Source organism: Stenotrophomonas sp. PvP093 (genome assembly GCF_017876915.1).
GTDB lineage: Bacteria > Pseudomonadota > Gammaproteobacteria > Xanthomonadales > Xanthomonadaceae > Stenotrophomonas > Stenotrophomonas muris.
Genome location: NZ_JAGIOX010000004.1, coordinates 2,111,413 through 2,130,697, shown reverse-complemented (window position 1 = coordinate 2,130,697; position 19,285 = coordinate 2,111,413). Strand labels below are relative to the sequence as shown.

Here is a 19,285-nt window from a genome sequence, read left to right as displayed (position 1 = left end):
CGGCCAAGGTCGGCACCTACCACGTGCGCATCACCGGCTCATCGAATACGGCGCCTGCGCGTCCTGCCCCGGCCAGTCCTTGTTCGGCTCGGCCTGCATGCTGAAGCGCAGTTCGCCGCCAGCCAGGATCTCGTCATGGCGCAGGAAGGTGCGCTGCAACGGCTTGCCGTTGAGGCTCACGCTGCCCACATAGGTGTGTTTGTCATCCAGGCCCTCGGCCACGATGGTGAACGACTTGCCGTTCGGAAGACGCATCGCGGTCTTCGGCAGGAACGGACGGCCCAGGATGTACTCGCCCGAGCCCGGCGCCACCGGGTAGAAGCCCAGCGCGGTGAACACATACCAGGCCGACATCTGGCCAACGTCATCATTGCCGGCCAGGCCATCGGGGCGGTCGGCATACTGGGTGTCCATGATCTGCTTCAACCGCGCCTGGGTGCGCCATGGCTGGCCCGCGTACGAATAGAGGTAGGCCACGTGGTGGCTGGGCTCGTTGCCGTGCGCATACCAGCCGATCAGGCCGGTGATGTCTTCCATGTGCTCGAAGATCGATGGATCCACCTTGGCGTTGAACACCTCGTCCAGGCGCGCGAGCAGCTTGTCGCTGCCACCGTGGGCTGCCGCCAGGCCGGCAACGTCCTGCGGCACGTACCACGAGTACTGCCAGGCGTTGCCCTCGGTGTAGTCGGTGCCGTAGCCGCTGGCGCTGGGGTCGAACGGCGTACGGAAGCTGCCATCGCGCTTGCGCGCGCGCATGAAGCCGGTGTCCTTGTCGAACGCGTTGCGCCAGTTACCCGCGCGTTTGTCGAAGGTGGCCGCGATATCGGCCTTGCCCATCGCCTGCGCCATGCGTGCGATGGTCCAGTCATCAAAGGCGTACTCCAGCGTCTTGCTGGCCGCTTCGCCTTCCTCGTCGATCGGCACATAGCCCAGCTCACGGTACTGCGCGATACCGTCATACGGGCCGTAGTTGGCGGTCTCGACCATCGCCTTCAATGCCTTGTCGGCGTCGAAGCCACGAATGCCCTTCACGTAGGCATCGGCGATCACCGGCACGGCGTGGTAGCCGATCATGCACCAGTCTTCCAGGCCATGGAACGACCACACCGGCAGCATGCCATACGGACTGTGCTCATGGTGGGCCAGCATCGAATTGACGAAGTCGCTGTTGCGCTTCTCCGGCTGCACCAGCGTCAGCAACGGGTGCAGCGCGCGGTAGGTGTCCCACAGCGAGAACGTCGAATAGTGCGTGAAGCCGTCGGCCTTGTGCACCGCGTTGTCCGAACCGCGGTACTGGCCATCGGCGTCCATGAACAGCGTCGGCCCCAGCATCGTGTGGTACAGCGCGGTATAGGCACTGCGCCGCGCATGCTCGGGGGCATCGATATCGAGCACGGACAGTGCCTGCGTCCAGTCCTGCTTCGCCTGTGCACGCACGCGGTCGAAATCGAAGTCAGCCACTTCCGCGTCGAGGTTGGCGATCGCGCCGGCTTCACTGACCGGCGAAATGGCCACCTTCACCACCAGCGGTGCGTCGAGCTTGCCGAATGCGAACGTGCCGACCAGCTGGCGACCCTCGATCTGTGCGCGCTGCCCCGGGTCCTTCTCGCCCGGCGGCGGGAAGCCCTTGTAGACGATGTCCTGCTCGGTGTTATGCAGTTCATGGCCAGCCAGCGGCCGCGAGAAACGCATCGCGAAGAACAGCTGGCGGCCCGGCGCCCAGCCGCGCGTCTCGCGGAAGCCGGTCACCGTGCCATCGGCGCGCACCCGCACCCGCGACCACAGCACCTTGCCCGGGTAGTCGTACATGCTGGTACGCATGTCCAGCAGCACCTTGGCGTCGGCACCTTTGGGGAAGGCATAGCGGTGCACGCCCACGCGCGCACTGGTGGTCAGCTCGGCACGCACCTTGTAGTCGTCCAGGGTGACCGCGTAGTAGCCCGGCTCGGCCTTCTCGTCAGCGTGGCGGAACCGTGAGGCGTAACCGCTGCGCGGCTTCTCCGGATCGCCGCGCTCCAGCCCGGGGTTGCCGGTGAACGGCATCAGCAGGATGTCGCCCAGGTCCGAATGACCGGTGCCGGAAAAATGCGTGTGCGAGAAACCGACGATGCTGCTGTCGTCGTAACGGTAGCCCGCTGCCCAGCCATAGGCCTTTTCGCGCGGCTGGATGCGCGTGTCCGGGCTGAGCTGGACCATGCCGAACGGCACCGTCGCCCCCGGGTAGGTATGGCCTTCCCCGCCGGTACCGATGAACGGGTCGACCGAGCCATAGGCGCGTTCGGCGGCGGATTTCGACGGAGCCGCCAGCACCGCCCCGGAGGCAAGCATGGCGGTCGCGACGAAAGCGATCAGGAGACGACGGTCCAGCGTGGGCATCGGCATTTGGATCGATTCAGGTGGTAGTCGGATCCTAGCACCGGCCCTGCCCTGTCGCATGCTGCAGTGCGGCCGCCGGAACCGGCACGATGCTTTGCACGTAATTGCATGGCCGCACGACGAATCACCTCATAGCCTTCCGGTCTCCCGCGTCCCGATCGGTGCCGATACGGCAATGGATGTCCAGACATGCACTTCTGAAAGACCGCGCCTTCCGAACGGGACAAAGCGAGACAAACCATCAATTGGTGCGCAGCGCCTCGATCTGCCCAGGATTGCGCCGCAGCGGACATCCCGCTGCCGGGATTGGAACCCCCGAAAAGAAGGACAGAGATAGCCCGTCGTAACTACGGCGGGCGCTGCGTGTGGCCGTCAGGCCTTCCGGTTTTCTCTGTTCCTTCCGGGAGTTCCAAGCACGCATCGCCCGCCACCCTTGCGGTGGCCCTCGCACCCAAGGAGTTCCCGCATGAAACACACGCGTCCGCTCAGCCCGGCCATGGAGTCGCTCTTCCAGCGCATCGAACACGCCCTCAACAGTGCAGAAGGCATGGCCATCCTCATCGGCGAACAGTACGGCCCCGAGCCGAAGCCGCCCGCACCGATGGGCTACAACGCCAGAGAGATCGCCAATGCGATGGTCATGCTGAGCCAGCATGGCCGGTCGTTGTTGCAGAAGCTGCGTGCGGAAGCGGAAAAGGTGACCTATCACTAGCCCGCCCTGCAACCGAGCCTGCTCGGCGCCGTGCGCACCGCACGCAGTGATTGCTGCCCTCAATCTGGCAATGCGCCCTGCAAGGTGGCGAGGTCGGCGCTGTCGACCGGCCTCACCACGCGCGCCACTTCCTGGCCGTCATGCAGCAGCACCACGGTGGGCCACAGTTTTACCTTGAACGCACGCCCCAGCGGCTTTCCCTTGCCATCCTCGATCTTCCAATGCACAAGATCGTGGGCGTCCACAAACGCCTGGAGTGCGGGCTGCGCGGCCTGGCAATGGCCACACCAGGGTGCACCGAACTCCAGCAGCTGCCAGCCCGCCTGAGCTTCCACGTCCGCGCCTGCAGGCTCCGCCGCCGGGTAGTCACGCATGAACGGCATGCCGGTTACGCCGCCAGCGCTTTCTGGATATCCGCCAGCGGGGCGTTGGTCAGGTCCTTGGCGATATCGCCCAGCAGACGCGCCTGGACCTCCTTGTGCAGCAGCGGGCGGATACGGCCCAGCGTGGTCGGGTCTGCCACCAGCACCAGGTGTGCATAGCGGTTGTTGAGCGCATCTTCGTTCAACTGCTCCGCCACCTGCTTGGCGAACGTCGCCTCGTTGAGCTGCGCAATGGACATGTCCTTCGGCACCGCGCCGGCCGGGCCCTGACCAGAGACGCCCTGCTCGCTGATGTCCTGCAGGCGCAGCTCACCTTCCTGCTTCAACGCCAGCTGATGTTCGCTGCCGACGTTGGTGAACACGCGGGCCGAACCGCCATCGGCGACGATGATCAACGTGCCTTCGGGAATGCGACGGGTCATGCGATGCTCCTTCTCGATTGCGTCCAGCGCTACCGTAGACAGCGTCGCGTGAGCGCTGCGGCCAGAGTTCGTTCAACACTTGTCATTGCATGCCGCGCGGATGAACAGGCGCGATGGAACACAGCGTGCAGATCAGTCCGCTTCGCTGCATGCTCACGCCGATGCCGCTATGATGAACGGATGATCGACACGACCCACTACGTGACGGGCGCACCTGTTACGTGGGAAGCACTGCCGACCGGCGCTTCGCTTGCCACGATGGCTCCCGCCCTGCCGTTCCACCGCCTCGCGCTGGATCCTGGCGGATGACGCCCGCAGGCCCTCGGCCTGCACTCCCCACGCTGCTGTGACCGCCGGCCGCTGATTGCGCGACCGCTGTGATCCCGTTGCTGCGTTTCCGCCGTTGCGGCGGTGCTTTGCCGTGCGCATGGCGCCGTGCCTGCACACATTCTCCGGCCCCCACGCCACTCACCGATGCCCCTGCGCCACCTGCGCCTGCATCGCCGTTTCCGATTTCCGGGACCTACCTCACCGCTCACTTCCCCTCTTCTGCCTACAAGGGAGCCCCCATGCAGGACACCCCCGATGCCCATGCCCATTTCGGCTGGTTCAAACGCCGCCGCCACCTGAAGGTCGATGAGATCACCGTCGTCGACAAGCCCATGCTCAAGCGCGCCGTCGGCGCGGCCGCACTCGGCAATGCCATGGAGTGGTTCGACTTCGGTGTCTACGGCTATCTGGCCGTCACCATCGGCCAGGTGTTCTTCCCCTCCAGCAACCCCACCGCGCAGGTGATCGCTGCGTTCGCCACCTTCACCGTGGCGTTCCTGGTGCGGCCACTGGGCGGCCTGGTGTTCGGCCCCCTGGGTGATCGCTACGGCCGCCAGAAAGTGCTGGCGTTCACCATGATCCTGATGGCGCTGGGCACGTTTGCCATCGGCCTGATTCCCGCCTACGAGCGCATCGGCATCTGGGCACCGGTGCTGTTGCTGCTGGCGCGCGTGGTGCAGGGCTTCTCCACCGGCGGCGAATACGGGGGCGCGGCCACCTTCATCGCCGAGTATTCCACCGACCGCAACCGCGGCCTGATGGGCAGCTGGCTGGAGTTCGGCACGCTGGGCGGCTACATCGCCGGCGCCGGCACCGTCACCGCGCTGCACATGCTGCTGAGCAGCGAGCAGATGCTGGACTGGGGGTGGCGCATTCCGTTCCTGGTGGCCGGCCCGCTGGGCCTGCTCGGCCTGTACATGCGCATGAAGCTGGAGGAAACCCCGGCGTTCCGCGCCTTCGCCGAGGAAGCCGAGAAGCGTGAGCACGAGCGGCCGGGGCTGGGCGCGCTGTTCCAGGTGCATGGCCGCCAGCTGCTGGTGTGCATGGGTCTGGTGCTGGTGTTCAACGTGACCGATTACATGCTGCTGACCTACATGCCCAGCTACCTCAGCGTCACGATGGGCTATGCCGAGAGCAAGGGCCTGCTGCTGATCATCATCGTGATGCTGGTGATGATGCCGCTGAACATCGTCGGCGGGTTGTTCAGTGACCGGCTGGGCCGGCGCCCGATGATCATCGGTGCGTGCATCGCGCTGCTGGTGCTGGCCATTCCGTGCCTGCTGCTGGTCGGTAGCGGCAACGACGGGCTGATCTTCCTCGGCCTGATGCTGCTGGGGCTTGCGCTGGTGTGCTTCACCAGCTCGATGCCGTCCACGCTGCCGGCGCTGTTCTACACCCCGGTGCGCTACAGCGCGCTGTCGATCGCCTTCAATGTGTCGGTGTCGCTGTTCGGTGGCACCACGCCGCTGGTGACCGCGTGGCTGGTGGAGCGTACCGGCGACCCGCTGGTGCCGGCCTATTACCTGATGGGCGCGGCGGTGATCGGCCTGGTAACCATGCTGTTCGTGAAGGAAACCGCCGGCCTGCCGCTGCGCGGTTCACCGCCAGCGGTTGGCAGCGACAAGGAAGCAGCCGCGCTGTTGAAGAGCGATGTGCCGGTGACGGTGGACCCGACCTTGCCGCCGCTGCCGGACGTTGCCGAGCCCGAGCAGGCGAAGCCGGCGTTGTAGAGCCGAGCCCGTGCTCTGCTGACTTCCAGGGGATCAGCCGAGCATGGGTTCGACTCCGCACCCCGTGCGGCATCAATCACCCGGGGTGTCCAATTCCATCGCGCGCATCACGATGGGCTTGGCCCAGCCCGGCGTGTGCAACAGGTCGGCCACTGCGACCGGGTAATGCAGCTGGCCTGCAGCCATGGCCAATACCGGCAGCGGCACCACGCAGCCGTCGGCATCGGCCGGCGCGCTGTTGTCGTAGACATGCAGCTCGGCCAGGTGCGGCAGCAGCTCCAGCAGATTTGCGCGCGCCGAATCGAAACGCGCGTGGATCTTCTCCACCGGAATATCGTGGCCACCGGCGGCCACCCGCGCGGCCACACGGGCGACGTGCAGCCCGACATCGGCCAGCCCACAGAACCAGATCGCCACCTGGTGCCGCTCGCAGGCCTCACGCAGCAGACGCGGAATGGTGTTGCCACCGAGCGTGGTCTCGAAGGCGAAGTCGGTGCCATCGGCCATGGCCTGGCGCAGGCGGCGGGTGCCTTCCTGCCAGGCCTCGGCATTGGCGTCCGGCAGCGGCCAGCCGGCGTCGACCAGGCGGCGGGTGAACGAGTCCGGGTTGAACCAGCTCAGCCCTTCGGCGTCCAGCCAGGTGCCCAGCAGCGAACTCTTGCCGGCGCCATTGACACCGGCCAACGCCAGGATGCGTCCCATCGATCAGAGCGGACGGCCAAGGGTGACCTTGCGGCCGCGCCGGATCGGCTGGCCCAGCACCTTGCCCAGCCCTTCCCCGCGCTGCAGCCCGGCCAGGGTCTGGTCGAACTCGCTGCGCAGGCGCTGCAGCTCCTCGCTGCGCTCACCGGCATCACCGCCGGCGGCCTTGGCCAGCAGTTCCTGGTAGGTGCGGATGTCCACGATCACCGCTTCCGGGTGGTTGTGGTTGGTGATGACCAGCGCCTGCTTTTCGCGCACGGTGCGCATCAGGCTCGGCCAGCCCCGGGTCTTCACCGACGAGGCCGGGGCCTTCTCGAGGCCAGGCAGATCCAGCGGCAGGGTCATGGCACGGCTCCAGGCGGGGTGGATGAGCGACACTATACCCAATTTGGCCAAATTGGGGATAAATCCCCTTTTACCGCAGGGGCCCGGTGTCCGGAGCATCGGTCTGCAGCAGGCTGTCGCGTTCGCGCAGCGGGAAGCGGATCCACGCATCCAGCCCCTGTGGGCCAAAGTGCAGCTCGCCGCTGCCAGCCAGCTCGTAGGGCACGCGCTGCTCGATCAGCGCCCGGCCCAGGCCGCGCTGTCGTGGCATTTCCCAGCCCTCCACGTCGGCATGGCGCTCGCACCAGTGCAGGCCCAGCCACGGTTCGGCGTCCTGCACCTGCAGATGCCAGGACACCTCGATCCGCCCCGCCGCGCGCGCGGCCGCGCCATAGCGCAGCGCGTTGCTCGCCAGCTCATGGATGGCCAACGACAGCACCTCGGCCGCTTTCGGTGGCAGCAGCACGTCCTCACCGTGCAGCTCGCACAGGCCCGTGCCCGGCATCTGCGCCGACACTTCCTCTTCGATCATCCCGCGCAGGCAGACCCCGGCATTGCCGCCGCGGGTCAGCAGGCTCTGCGTGCGCGCCAGCGACATCAACCGCCCGCACAGCCGCTCGGCGTACTCGTCCACGCTGGCCACGGTACTGCGCGTCCGCCAGGCAAGGGCATGGATGGTGGACATGATGTTGCGGACCCGGTGCTGCAGTTCGGCCAGCAGCACCGCCTGGCGCTCGGTGGCGCGCTTGAGGTCGTCGATATCCACCGCAATGGCGAACACCCCGGTCACCTCGCCGTCTGCATCGCGCAGCGGCGCAGCGGCGACGCGTGTCCAGCGGGCGCGCCCGTCGTCATGGATGAACTGGAACTCCAGGCCAGGGACCACCGTCTCCCCCCGCAGGGCGCGGGCGATGGCGAAATCATGGGGCTCGATGCGCGAGCCGTCGGGGTGCCATCCCTGCCAGCGGTAGTGGTTGGGACGATCGGTGGACGGCACCTTGCCGGTGGGCAGATAGGTCCGCATCCGGTCATTGGACAGTTGCAGTCGGCCTTCGGCATCGACAATGCAGACGCCCACCGGCAGCACCTTGAATGCCAGCGCCAGGCGCCGGTCGCTCTCACGGCGCTTCTGCTCCTCGCGCTCGCGGGCCGCCTGCGCGACATGCGCGGCGGTCGTTTCGAACATGGTGACAAGCACGCCGTTGATGCGCCCTTCCTCACCGCGGATGGGGCTGTAGGTGATGGTGAACCAGACATCCTCCAGCCGCCCCCGCCGCGCCAGCGGATAGAGCTTGTCCTCGTAGGTGATGGTCTCGCCCTGCCACACCCGCTGGTAGATCGGGCCGTTGATGTGCCAGACCTCAGGCCAGCACTCGCGGGTGGGCTGGCCAAGCCCGCCCGGATGCTTGTCGGCGAGGATCTCGGCATAGCCATCGTTGTAGAGCTGCACCAGCTGCTCGCCCCACAGCACGATCATCGGGAAGCCGTGGGCCAGCATCAGGTCGACAGTGGCGCGCAGGTGCGGCGGCCATCGCTCGATCGCACCCAGTGGCGTGCCTGACCAGTCGTGGCGGGCAATACGGGCGGCCATGCCGTCATGGCGCGCATGCGCCTGCAGCGACGGCGGCATGCCCGCCGGGCGCTCAACAGCCGGGAGACCTTCGATGCGGTGTGACATGCCGCGCAATCAGGCGATGTCCGCAGCAGCCTGCGGGCCTGCCACCAGCCGTGCCAGCTGCTGCACCAGTGCCTCGATGTGATAGGGCTTGGTACAGCGGGGCGCGCCAGCGAAGCGGCTGGGCAGATTGTCATCGTAGCCGGAGGTCAACATGAACGGCGTGCCGGCGTCCGCCAAGCGGTCGGCCAAGGGGTAAACCAGTTCACCCCCCAGGTTGATGTCCAGCAGGGCGACATCGATGGGGTTCTCATCGACCAGACGCCCCAGCGCCTGCAGGTCACCGGCCGGTCCCACCACCTGCGCCCCCTTCAGTTCCAGATAGTCCGCCAGGAACATCGCGATGGCGAATTCATCTTCCGCCACCAGCACCCGCAGCCCTTTCAGGCCCTCTGGCTTGTTGCCCGCTTCCAGCACGACCCGCGCTCCTCGATACACGCGGCGCACCTCTGCCGCAACGCCTGCAGGATGCGCGAAACGGGCTACAAGGGCGCGTGATGATCGATGAAGATCGCCGCCACGGCCCGTTCACCCAGGCATTGCAGCGGCGCGTTCAGAACGCACGCTCCCATTTCAGGCTGAGCAGGCTGCGGTCGTGGCTGTACAGCCAGCCGACGTTGCTGTCGATGCGGGCGTAGCGCAGGCCCAGGCTGGGCACCAGCCCGGCCACCGCCAGCCGCTCGCTGCGCACGATGGCGATCAGGTTCTGTTCGTCGTCCTGCCTGCGCGCCTCCAGCAATGGACTCCAGGCGTCGTAGTCGCGGCGGCGCAGCGACACGAACACCGTGGCCGTGGTGCCGCTCCACTGCCGCGCCGCGCCCAGCCGCAAGCCGCGCTGGCGGTAGCCGTTGGCCGGGTCGGCAGCGCTGCTGCCGGTGACATCCAGCCCGGCGAAGACCGTCCAGCGCGGATTGAGCGCACGGAACCAGATGGCATACACCGATGCCAGCTCGCCGTCATAGTTGCTGGCCAGGCCCTGTTGGCGATACCGCTGGCGCTTCCAGTCGGCCTCCAGCTTGAGCAGGCTGCGTGCATCCGGGGCGTACTGCCATTCGCCGTGCACGCCACTGCCGCCCTGCAGCGCATGGTTGCCCAGGCCCTGGACGTCATAGCTGGGGGCAAGCAGCACGGTCTGCCGCGCACTGCGCCAGCTGTAACCTGCCTGCACATTGGCATTGAGCTCGTTGTAGGCACGGTGCCCGCGCCATGCCTGACCGAAGGCGAGACCGCGCACGTACAGCCCATGATGCCCGTCGAGGACCCAGCGCCGTTCCAGGCTGGCGTCGTAGTCGAGGCCCCCTGCGTGCTGGGCGTCGGGCAGTTTCCGTTCGATGAGGCAGGCGTCGCCTACGCCGAACAGGCAGGTGCGGCTGGCCGAGCTGCGGTTGATGTTGTCACTCCATGCGGGGCCGGCGGACAGCGCGCCTTTCCAGCGCTGGCGCGCCTGCAGGGCACCCAGGTAACCGTCCACGCGCGCGCGGACGCCGGCCGTGGCCGGATCATCAGCATTGATGCCTGCAGCGATGGCCGTGAACAGCGCGACCGCATCGCGATCACGCTGGTCTTCCGCATAGACACGTGCCAGCTCGAGTCGGGCCGGCAGGAAATCCGGCTGCGCCGCCAGCAGCGCTTCGTACTCCTTCGCCGCGCGACGATGGTCGCCGGCCACGCGGGCCAACGCCCCCTGCGCGTAATGGCGCAGCAGCGGGTCATGCCCCGGCAGTTCGATGTACTCCTCGAGGAACGCCGCGGCGGCCCGCCATTGCTGATGCTGCAGTGACAGGTAGAGGGCCTGGCCGAGATCGTCGACGCTGCGCTCCACGCGCAGCGTCCTGCCGTCGATGGTGATGGTCGGCCGCTCCGACTCGACCTGTTGCAGGCGCTGCCGGTCCTGCTGCTGGTGGCGCAGTTCGCTGCCCTGTTCAAGCACGCGGCGCAGATCGTCCTGCTGGGCGCGCACATCAGCGGCAGCCAACAGCAGTACGACAAGGAAGGTGGAATGGCGCATGGTCGATCCGTGGTGGTGCATGCAGCGGCCGAAGCAGGGACTGGCGGATCGCGGCTTGTCCCTGCCCTGCCCCGTCAGGGGCGTGGCGATCAGTTCTTGCTGCCGCCGAAGGCGGTGTCGTACTGGCTGTTGCCGGCGAACGTGGCGATACCGGCGAGCGTGGCCGCGTTGGCGCCGAAGAACTGGCCCTGGCTGTTGCCGGTGACCGAGCCGTTGGCCACGGCGGTGCCGGCGAAGGATGCATCGGCGCTGTTGATGTTGGCGCTGATCGCCAGGGTCTGGCCACCACCGGTCAGGCCGCCGGTCAGCTTGCCAGTGCCGAAGTTCGCCGCGAAGGTACCGCTGAGCAGGTTGCTGCCATTGAACCGGTTCAGGCCGGCCACCGCGTAGGTGGCGGTACCGCTGGGCAGGGTGGTGCCGGCGCGGTCGCCAGCGAAGTACACCTGGCGGTTGTTGAAGCCACCCGCAGCGCCGTCCTTGGACCATTCGCCGAACCACACATCGCCACTGCCCACCTTGACGAAGTTGAAGTGGCCCATGCCGGAATGGCTGCCCGGCGTACCGGTGATCGGCATGGCCAGGGTACGCACGGTAACGCCGTTGACGGTGGTCGGGGCCGAGTAGGCCGCCAGCCCCTGGAAGTCGACCGGCTTGCCGTTGGAGACGGTGCCGACGCCGATGCCGGCCTTGCCTGCGCTGTGCGGGCCGCCGTTGACTTCGGAGGCACCGACCTTGACGTACAGCTGCGAATCGGTGGCCGGGCTGGCCGCACCGACGATGTCGGCGGCCTGGGCGGCACCGGCCAGGGCGAAGGTGGCGGCCATGGCCAGTACGGAACGGGAGATCATCTTCATGGAACTACTCCTTGGGTTGAGGGAACAACGGGTACAACAACGAGGCAGGTCATCAGAAGCGTGCAGTGACACCGAGCTTCAGCGTGCGCCCCGGCGCCGGCAGCGTGGAGCGCGTGGCCGGGTCGACGTAGTAGCGGTTGCCTAGGTTGGTGCCGACCAGCTCGACGCTGGCGTGGTCATTGAAGCGCCAGCGCCCGTAGGCATCGACGGTGGTGATGTTTCCCCAGGTGAACGGCACGTTCTGCCAGATCAGGCCACCGCTGCCGGCGTACAGTCGGTCACGGTAGGCCTGCAGGTCCGGGTTCTGGTGGCGTTGGTAATGCACGATGCGGCTGCCCAGCTCCAGGCGCTCATCGAACAGCCGGGTGCCCAGCGACACGTTCACCGACAACCGGGGAATGGCCTGGGTCAGCAGGTAGCCACTGACGAAGCCGTCCTGCACGCAGTTGGGCACCTTGCCGGCCAGCGCATCGAGCTGCACCGCCATGCTTTCGTCGCAGACCTTGTTTTCCAGCGTACGGGTGATGCCCAGGTCGGTGAAGAAGCGCCGGTTGTCGAACCGCGCCTGCAGCTCCACGCCGCGGATGCGCTGCTTGTCCAGGTTGTCGAACAGGAAATTGCCGTCGCGCTCGATCACGTTGCGGGTCTTGTGCACGTAGTAGGCCAGCTTCACGTCGGCATCGGCGGTGTTGCCGAACAGTGCGGACAGGTTGTGCACATAGCCCACTTCGTAGTTGTAGGCGTGCTCGGGCTTGAGCGGGTACAGCGGGTTCAGGCTGCTGGAGAACGCGATGGTGCTCTCGAACATGCTGGGGAAACGCACCGCCTCGCTGTAACGCACATAGGCGCGCGCATTGGGCGAGAAATGCGCGGTGGCCGAGAAGGTCGGCAGCCAGGCATGGTCGCGCCTGCGCTCGTTGCGGCCGGCCACCGTCTGCGACCGCCCGCTCTGGATGCTGCACAGGATCTGCGCGCCCTGCACCGGCAACAGCCCGGGAATGGCCGCCACCTGACCATTCAGGCACGGGTTGCTGGCACGGCTGTAGTTGCCGTCCGCATCCGGCAGCCACGGAATGCTGTGCTCCACCGCCACCGGCGTCTCGTACCTGCTCAGCAGGCCCTTCAGCAGATCATCGACGATGAAGCCCATGCCGATGCTGTCCCAGAACGCGCGCTGCGACTCGATGGCGTCGATCTCGCCCTGCAGGCTGGCCGGGCGTACGGGCAGTTCGTTGACCCGGTAGCGGGCCTCTTTGGGGAATACAGAGGTGGTCATCAGCTCCGGGTGTTCCTGCAGGAAATCATCGATGGCCCAATAGCGCGCGTAGCGCACGCCGGCGCTCAGGGAGAGGAAATCCACCGGCCGCCAGTCCAGCACCAGATAGCCCTCGCCTTCCTGGCGGCGCCCGGCGCGCGGGTACATGCGCCAGCCATCGCTGACGCCAAAGTACGGGTCCGCCGAGCGCAGTTTCTCGAACTGCCAGTTGCCGCCCACCGTCAGGTCCAGGGTGGAATGCAGCGCGAAGCGGTTGCTCAGGGTCAGGCCGGTGCGGTCGTTGCGGGCATTGGCCAGCGCGGTATTGCGCAGGATCGGGCTGCTGCCGGGGTTCCAGTCGGGGTTGCTGGCAAAATTGGGGAAGCCGCCAGCGGTGTAGGTATCGCTGGTGGTTTCGGTGCGCCACAGGTTGGCACGCAGGTCCAGCCAGCGGCTGCCGGCAGGCTGCCAGTGGTATTCCAGGTTCCAGGCATCGGCATCGACGCGGCTGAGCGGCCACTGGATGCGACCGTAGTCGGGCGCGGACAGGATGCGCGAGGGCATGATCTCGCCGTAGTGGGAGAGCGTACGCCGCCAGGTGGCGCGCAGCTGCTGGTCATCGTTGATCTGCCAGGTCGCCTTCAGCAGCCACGATTCCTGCTCGCTGGAGGTGTTGGGCACCTCGTCGCCGGGCTTGAAGTAGCGCGCCAGCGTGGTGATGTAGTCTAGGCCCTTGTACTCGAACTGCTCGCGCGGGTCCTGGTCGTAGTACGCCGTGCCCTGGGTGCCGGAGAAGTAGTTGCCGCGCTTGCGCCAGGCATACGCGGCCATCAGGTCCACGTGTTCGCCGCGCAGGCCCAGCGCCAGCCGCCAGGCCTGGTCCTCGCCGGCGAACACATTGGCTTCCGAACCGCGCGACTTCACCGGCACCAGCAGCGTGCTGTCGGCATACGGTGCCGAGGGCGAGCCCTGCGGGAACCCGGGCACCGTGCGGTAGTCCTCGCCGGTATGCAGCCGCGGCAGGCGTGGCGCCACCGCATTGCTGCTGCCTTCGATCTTCAGCTCCCCGCCGAAGCGCTCACCCGCTTCCACGATGTCATCGACGTCGATGGTCTTGATCACCAGCGCGCCACCGATCCCGCTGTGCACATCGCGCACCAGCCCCGGCCCCTTGATGACCTGGATGCCACCTATCAGGTTGGGATCGATGTAGTTGCGGTTGCTGACGCCGTTGTAGCCGCGCCAGACCGTAAGTGCCTGCTCGCCGCCGTCGATGCTGACCGGCACCCGCCCCGGCCCCTGGATGCCGCGGATGTTGATGTCCAGCGCGCCACTGTTGCGCGCATCGCCGCTGAACACACCGACCAGATCCTTGACCACGTCGGCCGGATTGGAGCCGCGGTAGCGCTCCACCCGGTCGCGCCCCGAATACGCCGTGGCCATGTCCAGCGCGAACACATCATCGTAGCCGCGCCGATCGCGGGCCTCGCCCCCTTCCGACTGCAGGCGACCGGCCACGTCCAGTGTCTCGGTCACCCGCACCCCTTCCCCTTCACCCGCCTCCGCTGCGGCACGCAGGCTCCAGGTGCCGTCCATGCCACGCTGCGCGCGCACGCCGCTGCCACGCAGCAGCAGCTGCAGGGCCTGCATCTGGCTGTACTCGCCGCTCACCGCGCTGGAGCGACGGCCTTCCACCAGGTCACTGCGGAACACCACCTGCACATCGGCCTGGCGGCCAAAGGCACGCACGGCGTCGGCCAGGGGCTGTTCCGGAATGGCGTACTGGCGCAGCGGCGCGACGACCGCCGGTTGCGCCTGCCCGGCCGGCACCCAGGCCAACTGCAGCAATGCGGTGGAAACAGCCAGGGCCAGAGCGGTGGCGCGACGATGACAGGCGGATGCCGTGGACGGCATGGACAGGAACTCCTCAAGCGGGGCGGGACAACGGACACGTCCGGTGCCCGGTGGTGTGTCTGGCTTGAGAAGAAACGCTGTTTCGCTCTGGCTATACCTCTATAGACAGCGGGCTGCGACGACTGCCCACGGTTTTTTCATGTTTTTTTTCATGCGACCGGTTCGTCCATGTTCCGCGGGTGCTTCACCACAGCAGCAACGCACCACCGGGCAAGCGCTGCACGCGCAGTCCCGCCTGCGCGGCCACGGCGACGATGGCCGTGTCCGGTTGCTGCAGGTGGAACAGGCCACTGACCCGTATGCGTGCGCCCTGCCCGCCCAGTACCCAGACCGGGGCACGACGGTAGCGCGCCAGGTCGACGATGGCCTGCGCGGCCGGCCGATCATCGATCACTACCTCGCCACGCCGCCACGGCGCCATGCTCTCCGGATCTTCCAGCTGCACCGGCTGCAGCCAGTGCCCGTCACGGAACACGCGTGCCTGTCCGGCATGCAGGCGCTGCACGCTGCCATCGCCCGGGCGCACATCGACCACACCCGCGCTGACCTGGGTGGTGACCGTGGTATCCAGCATCGACACGCTGAAGGCAGTACCGATGTCACGGACCAGGCCGCCCGCTGCCTCGACCTGGAACGGGCGAACCTCGTGCGCCACCTGGAACCAGGCCTGCCCGCGCAGCAGGCGTACGCGCCGCTGCTGGCCATCGAACGCAAGTGCCAGCGCGGTGCCGGCATCGAGTACCGCCGTGCTGCCATCGGCCAGCTGCACCACTCGTGGCGCATCGCTGCTGCGCACATCACTGCGCGCCAGCAGCAACGCATGCGGAGCGGCCGCGACCATCAGCACCACGGCCGCAGCCGATGCCAGCAGCCACGGCAGGCGACGGCGCGGTGCGATCGGACGCAGCCCCTGGCGGTCGGCGGTCAGCTCGGGCAGCGCGGCCAGCACCTCGGGCCCGGCAGCGTCCAACCGCTGCCAGAAGGCCTGCTGCTGGCGCCAGGCCAGCGCATGGCGCGGATCGGACTGCAGCCAGCGCTGCAGGGTGCGTTGCTGGCGTTCCGGCAACGGGCCTGCACTGCACCGTATCACCCAGCGCAACGCCTGCCTGGCCTGACGCGGCGAGGGTTCGGACGTGGTCATGGTTGTGGCCTGCCGCACCGCGAATGGGTGCGCTTTCCTGTTGTGACAACGGCGGGCACGATCTGCCCACGGCAATCGCCGCTCATCGGCCCATTCCCCGCTGCTGTTGCTGGATCAGCAGCGCTGCGCGCAGCACATGCTTGCCGACCAGGCTCTTGGAGATCCCCAGGCGCGCGGCAATCTCGCGTTCGCTCAGGCCCAGGTAGCGGTTGAGCACGAAGCACTCGCGTACCTGGGCCGGCAGGGCCAGGATGGTCTGGGTGATCTCGCGCAGCTGCGCCTGGTCCAGCGCCTGCGCCTCGCCGTCGTGGCCTGCCTCGGCCATGCCGGTGGCGTACTCGGCCATCGCGCGCCGCTCGCGGGCGTCGGCCTGGCTGCGGTTGAGCGCGTGGTGGTAGGCCATCCGGTACAGATAACCGCGCGGCTCCAGGATCGGTGGATCGCCGGGCACGCTGCTGGCCTTCAGGTAGAGGTTCTGCAGGGTGTCCTCGGTGCTGGCCGGGTCGAGGTAGCGCGCGACGAAGCGGGACAACGCACGGCGCTCGCGGATCAGCAGCTCGACCAGCGCCAGGGCATTGGGAGACATAGGTGCCAAGGCCGGACCGGGGAATGATGGGCGTGATGGCGACGGTCCGCACGTGGATTGTGGGCTGCGGGGCCGCAGGCGGCAAGCCGCGCCACGAAAGCATCATCGACGCATGGCGTGGATGGAGGATCTACGGTTCCTCCAGCGCCTCGAAGCGTTCGGCGAGGTAGTCGATCAGCGCACGCACCGCAGGCAACAGGCCGCGTCGCGACGGGAACACCGCGTGCACGATGCCGTGCTTGGGCACCCACTCCGGCAGTACCGGCACCAGCGCGCCACTGGCCAGCTCGTCGCTGATCATCATCCGCGGCAGCATCAGCAGGCCCACCCCGGCCACCGCGGCGGTGCGCAACGCGATCATGTCATCGCTGACCAGCCGCGGGCGATGGTGCACGCTGGCCAGCACATCGCCCGGCCCGGTGTATTCCCAGGCATGCTGCTGGCTGGGCGATGCCAGATCCACGGTCGGCATCATCGCCAGGTCGGCAGGCACCTGCGGCGTGCCCAGCCGCTGCAGCAGCGCCGGGCTGGCACTGGTGCACCAGACCCGGCGCGCCAGCACGCGTACCACCAGGTCACTGTCCTCCAGCGGCGGCGGCCGCACGCGGATCGCCACGTCCACACCCTCGCCCACCACATCGACGCGCCGGTTGGTGGCGTCCAGCTGCACCGTCACCTGCGGGTGCAGGGCCAGGAAATCGGCCAGCATCGTGCCAATGCGCGCGTGCAGGATCGCGATCGGGCACGCCAGGCGGATGGTGCCGCGCGGCTCGGCACGTGACATCGCAATGGCTTCCTCGGCCGCTTCGGCTTCGACCAGCATGGCCTTGCAGTGGCGGTAGTAGTCCTGGCCGACCTCGGTGACCGAGAAACGCCGGGTCGAACGCTGGATCAGGCGCACGCCCAACCGTTCCTCCAGCAGCGCGATGCGCCGGCTCAGTTTCGACTTCGGCATCGCCAGCGCCCGGCCGGCCTGCGAGAAGCCGCCATGCTCGACCACCATGGCGAAGTAGAACAGGTCGTTGAGGTCACAACGGCGGATATCTGCGATGAACACGGGGCGATCTCCTGCGGCCACGGCCTGCAGACATTGTTCACCAGATAGGACTATGACGGCAAATACTGGCGTCTACCGGCCTTATTGTCACGGCAATATCGTCTTCGCAACGAAGAACAGCGGCCGGCAGCCCCGGTCAGGAGATCGCCATGAAGCGTGTCACCGGTACCTACAGCGCCCCCCGCCCGCACTGGGTGGGCGACGGATTCCCCGCCCGCTCGATGTTTTCCTACAACACCCACGGCCAGCACCTCAGCCCGTTCCTGCTGCTGGATTACGCCGGCCCGTACACCTTCGCCCCCAGCAATACGCCGCGTGGCGTCGGCCAGCATCCGCATCGCGGATTCGAGACCGTCACCATCGTCTATGAGGGTGAGGTCGCCCACCGCGATTCGACCGGGGCCGGCGGCACCATCGGCCCGGGTGACGTGAAGTGGATGACGGCTGCCTCCGGCATCCTCCACGAGGAATTCCACACGCCGGAATTCAGCAGGCGCGGCGGCACGCTGGACATGGTCCAGCTGTGGGTGAACCTGCCGGCGCGCGACAAGATGGGCGCACCGGGCTACCAGACCCTGCTCGACGCAGAGATTCCCTCGGTGGATCTGCCCGATGGCGCCGGCCGCGTGCGGGTCATCGCCGGCCGCTTCCACGGTCATGCCGGCCCGGCGCGCACCCACACGCCGATGGATGTCTGGGACATCCGCCTGCAGCAGGGCCACCACACCGACCTGCCGGTGGCCGAGGGCCGCACGCTGGCGCTTGTGGTGCTGAAGGGTACGGTGCGGATCAACGGCGGCCAGCCGGTCGGCGAAGCGCAGCTGGTCACCTTCGACCGCAGCGGCGAGGACGTGTTCGTCGACGCCGACAGCGACGCCACCGTACTGCTGCTCAGCGGTGAGCCGATCGACGAGCCGGTGGTGGGCTATGGCCCGTTCGTGATGAACAGCCAGGCCGAGATCGCGCAGGCGGTCAACGACTTCAACAGCGGCCGCTTCGGCCAGATCGCGCACTGATCGTTTCAAAGCGGCGGGCGATGGCCCGCCGCACCCTCCGGGCCATCGCCCGCTTTTTCCAGGAGACTGACCATGAGTACCCCCGCCAACTTCAACGGTGCCCGCCCGGTGATCGATCCGGACAACGCCGCGATGCTGCTGATCGACCATCAGAGCGGCCTGTTCCAGACCATCGGTGACATGCCGTTCACCCGCGTGCGCGCCCACGCCACCGCGCTGGCCAGGATGGCCACGCTGGCAAAGATGCCGGTGATCACCACTGCCTCTGTTCCGCAGGGCCCGAACGGCCCGCTGATCCCGGAGATCCACGACGCAGCCCCGCATGCCCGGTACGTGGCGCGCAAGGGCGAGATCAACGCCTGGGACAATCCGGAATTCGTTGCAGCAGTGAAGGCCACCGGCCGCAGGCAGCTGATCATTGCCGGCACCATCACCAGCGTGTGCATGGCCTTCCCGTCCATTGCCGCCGTTGCCGATGGCTATCAGGTGTTCGCGGTCATCGATGCCTCGGGCACCTATTCGAAGATGGCCGAGGAGATCACCCTGGCCCGGGTGGTGCAGGCCGGCGTGGTGCCGATGGACACCGCCGCGGTGGCCTCGGAGATCCAGCGCAGCTGGAACCGCGACGATGCCCAGCAATGGGCCGAGGTCTACACGAAGATCTTCCCGAACTACCAGCTGCTGATCGAAAGCTACCTGAAGGCGCAGGACGTGCAGAAGAACCACGAGCCGCTGGATTCGCAGCGCAGCTGACCTACGCCCGGGGTGCCGGCCCGCTGTCGGCACGCCTCTCAACCGGA

At 67.4% G+C, this 19,285-nt stretch carries 17 protein-coding genes; 4 read left to right on the top strand and 13 right to left on the bottom strand.

Translation table 11 applies throughout. From position 1 onward, the window contains the following. Positions 1–30 precede the first annotated feature (30 nt). Positions 31–2,382: a GH92 family glycosyl hydrolase gene (locus J3A72_RS12330; protein ID WP_075075630.1), complete on the bottom strand. Its 2,352-nt coding sequence runs from the start codon at positions 2,380–2,382 to the stop codon at positions 31–33. 460 nt (positions 2,383–2,842) lie between these two features. Here J3A72_RS12330 and J3A72_RS12325 point away from each other — a divergent pair, with 460 nt between their 5' ends. After that, on the top strand, positions 2,843–3,088 hold the full coding sequence (locus tag J3A72_RS12325) for a hypothetical protein (protein ID WP_014647337.1): 246 nt from the start codon (positions 2,843–2,845) through the stop codon (positions 3,086–3,088). Positions 3,089–3,147: 59 nt separating this feature from the next. Here the strand turns inward: J3A72_RS12325 and J3A72_RS12320 are convergent, their stop codons facing one another. Both J3A72_RS12320 and J3A72_RS12315 read right to left on the bottom strand, forming a co-directional pair. Beyond that, on the bottom strand, positions 3,148–3,471 hold the full coding sequence (locus J3A72_RS12320; RefSeq protein WP_049407275.1) for a thioredoxin family protein: 324 nt from the start codon (positions 3,469–3,471) through the stop codon (positions 3,148–3,150). Positions 3,472–3,476: 5 nt separating this feature from the next. Continuing rightward, complete coding sequence (locus tag J3A72_RS12315; RefSeq protein WP_014647339.1) at positions 3,477–3,893, bottom strand: host attachment family protein; 417 nt, start codon at positions 3,891–3,893, stop codon at positions 3,477–3,479. Between the two features lie 569 nt (positions 3,894–4,462). On the opposite strand from J3A72_RS12315, the gene proP reads away from it, so the two are divergent. Beyond that, positions 4,463–5,953 (top strand): glycine betaine/L-proline transporter ProP, encoded by a 1,491-nt coding sequence (proP, locus tag J3A72_RS12310; RefSeq protein ID WP_046430926.1) that lies wholly within the window; start codon positions 4,463–4,465, stop codon positions 5,951–5,953. A 72-nt stretch (positions 5,954–6,025) separates the two neighbouring features. Here the strand turns inward: proP and J3A72_RS12305 are convergent, their stop codons facing one another. From J3A72_RS12305 to J3A72_RS12260, 10 genes are all read right to left on the bottom strand, one after another. Then, positions 6,026–6,655 carry a hypothetical protein gene (locus J3A72_RS12305; RefSeq protein ID WP_014647342.1) on the bottom strand — a complete coding sequence of 210 codons (630 nt, stop codon included), beginning with the start codon at positions 6,653–6,655 and terminating at the stop codon, positions 6,026–6,028. A 3-nt stretch (positions 6,656–6,658) separates the two neighbouring features. Next, on the bottom strand, positions 6,659–7,000 hold the full coding sequence (locus J3A72_RS12300) for a type II toxin-antitoxin system prevent-host-death family antitoxin (protein ID WP_014647343.1): 342 nt from the start codon (positions 6,998–7,000) through the stop codon (positions 6,659–6,661). A 70-nt stretch (positions 7,001–7,070) separates the two neighbouring features. Beyond that, on the bottom strand, positions 7,071–8,657 hold the full coding sequence (locus J3A72_RS12295) for a PAS domain-containing protein (RefSeq protein WP_075075629.1): 1,587 nt from the start codon (positions 8,655–8,657) through the stop codon (positions 7,071–7,073). A 9-nt stretch (positions 8,658–8,666) separates the two neighbouring features. Next, a complete protein-coding gene (locus J3A72_RS12290) occupies positions 8,667–9,071 on the bottom strand; it encodes a response regulator (protein ID WP_075075628.1) in 405 nt (134 codons plus the stop codon). 136 nt (positions 9,072–9,207) lie between these two features. After that, positions 9,208–10,662 carry a porin family protein gene (locus J3A72_RS12285; RefSeq protein ID WP_075075627.1) on the bottom strand — a complete coding sequence of 485 codons (1,455 nt, stop codon included), beginning with the start codon at positions 10,660–10,662 and terminating at the stop codon, positions 9,208–9,210. Between the two features lie 89 nt (positions 10,663–10,751). After that, a complete protein-coding gene (locus J3A72_RS12280; protein ID WP_014647346.1) occupies positions 10,752–11,516 on the bottom strand; it encodes a Slam-dependent surface lipoprotein in 765 nt (254 codons plus the stop codon). A gap of 52 nt (positions 11,517–11,568) precedes the next feature. Beyond that, positions 11,569–14,685: a TonB-dependent receptor gene (locus J3A72_RS12275; protein WP_075075626.1), complete on the bottom strand. Its 3,117-nt coding sequence runs from the start codon at positions 14,683–14,685 to the stop codon at positions 11,569–11,571. Between the two features lie 184 nt (positions 14,686–14,869). Then, positions 14,870–15,826: a FecR domain-containing protein gene (locus J3A72_RS12270; protein WP_069116590.1), complete on the bottom strand. Its 957-nt coding sequence runs from the start codon at positions 15,824–15,826 to the stop codon at positions 14,870–14,872. Positions 15,827–15,908: 82 nt separating this feature from the next. Continuing rightward, positions 15,909–16,412 carry an RNA polymerase sigma factor gene (locus J3A72_RS12265; RefSeq protein ID WP_014647349.1) on the bottom strand — a complete coding sequence of 168 codons (504 nt, stop codon included), beginning with the start codon at positions 16,410–16,412 and terminating at the stop codon, positions 15,909–15,911. Between the two features lie 130 nt (positions 16,413–16,542). Further along, the gene (locus tag J3A72_RS12260; RefSeq protein ID WP_014647350.1) at positions 16,543–17,469 is read right to left on the bottom strand and encodes a LysR family transcriptional regulator; all 927 of its coding nucleotides are present in this window, start codon (positions 17,467–17,469) and stop codon (positions 16,543–16,545) included. Between the two features lie 149 nt (positions 17,470–17,618). On the opposite strand from J3A72_RS12260, the gene J3A72_RS12255 reads away from it, so the two are divergent. Continuing rightward, positions 17,619–18,485 carry a pirin family protein gene (locus J3A72_RS12255; RefSeq protein ID WP_075075625.1) on the top strand — a complete coding sequence of 289 codons (867 nt, stop codon included), beginning with the start codon at positions 17,619–17,621 and terminating at the stop codon, positions 18,483–18,485. Between the two features lie 72 nt (positions 18,486–18,557). After that, positions 18,558–19,238, top strand: coding sequence for a hydrolase (locus J3A72_RS12250; RefSeq protein ID WP_014647352.1), 681 nt, complete (start codon positions 18,558–18,560; stop codon positions 19,236–19,238). The last annotated feature ends 47 nt before the right edge of the window (positions 19,239–19,285 follow it).

Excerpts from the sequence above, each read along its gene's own strand:
- J3A72_RS12250 (WP_014647352.1), top strand. The coding sequence starts at position 18,558 with ATGAGTACCCCCGCCAACTTCAACGGTGCCCGCCCGGTGATCGATCCG.
- J3A72_RS12320 (WP_049407275.1), bottom strand. The coding sequence starts at position 3,471 with ATGCCGTTCATGCGTGACTACCCGGCGGCGGAGCCTGCAGGCGCGGAC.
- J3A72_RS12315 (WP_014647339.1), bottom strand. The coding sequence starts at position 3,893 with ATGACCCGTCGCATTCCCGAAGGCACGTTGATCATCGTCGCCGATGGC.
- J3A72_RS12330 (WP_075075630.1), bottom strand. The coding sequence starts at position 2,382 with ATGCCGATGCCCACGCTGGACCGTCGTCTCCTGATCGCTTTCGTCGCG.
- J3A72_RS12265 (WP_014647349.1), bottom strand. The coding sequence starts at position 16,412 with ATGTCTCCCAATGCCCTGGCGCTGGTCGAGCTGCTGATCCGCGAGCGC.
- J3A72_RS12275 (WP_075075626.1), bottom strand. The coding sequence starts at position 14,685 with ATGCCGTCCACGGCATCCGCCTGTCATCGTCGCGCCACCGCTCTGGCC.
- J3A72_RS12300 (WP_014647343.1), bottom strand. The coding sequence starts at position 7,000 with ATGACCCTGCCGCTGGATCTGCCTGGCCTCGAGAAGGCCCCGGCCTCG.
- proP (WP_046430926.1), top strand. The coding sequence starts at position 4,463 with ATGCAGGACACCCCCGATGCCCATGCCCATTTCGGCTGGTTCAAACGC.
- J3A72_RS12280 (WP_014647346.1), bottom strand. The coding sequence starts at position 11,516 with ATGAAGATGATCTCCCGTTCCGTACTGGCCATGGCCGCCACCTTCGCC.
- J3A72_RS12295 (WP_075075629.1), bottom strand. The coding sequence starts at position 8,657 with ATGTCACACCGCATCGAAGGTCTCCCGGCTGTTGAGCGCCCGGCGGGC.
- J3A72_RS12255 (WP_075075625.1), top strand. The coding sequence starts at position 17,619 with ATGAAGCGTGTCACCGGTACCTACAGCGCCCCCCGCCCGCACTGGGTG.
- J3A72_RS12305 (WP_014647342.1), bottom strand. The coding sequence starts at position 6,655 with ATGGGACGCATCCTGGCGTTGGCCGGTGTCAATGGCGCCGGCAAGAGT.
- J3A72_RS12270 (WP_069116590.1), bottom strand. The coding sequence starts at position 15,826 with ATGACCACGTCCGAACCCTCGCCGCGTCAGGCCAGGCAGGCGTTGCGC.
- J3A72_RS12285 (WP_075075627.1), bottom strand. The coding sequence starts at position 10,662 with ATGCGCCATTCCACCTTCCTTGTCGTACTGCTGTTGGCTGCCGCTGAT.
- J3A72_RS12325 (WP_014647337.1), top strand. The coding sequence starts at position 2,843 with ATGAAACACACGCGTCCGCTCAGCCCGGCCATGGAGTCGCTCTTCCAG.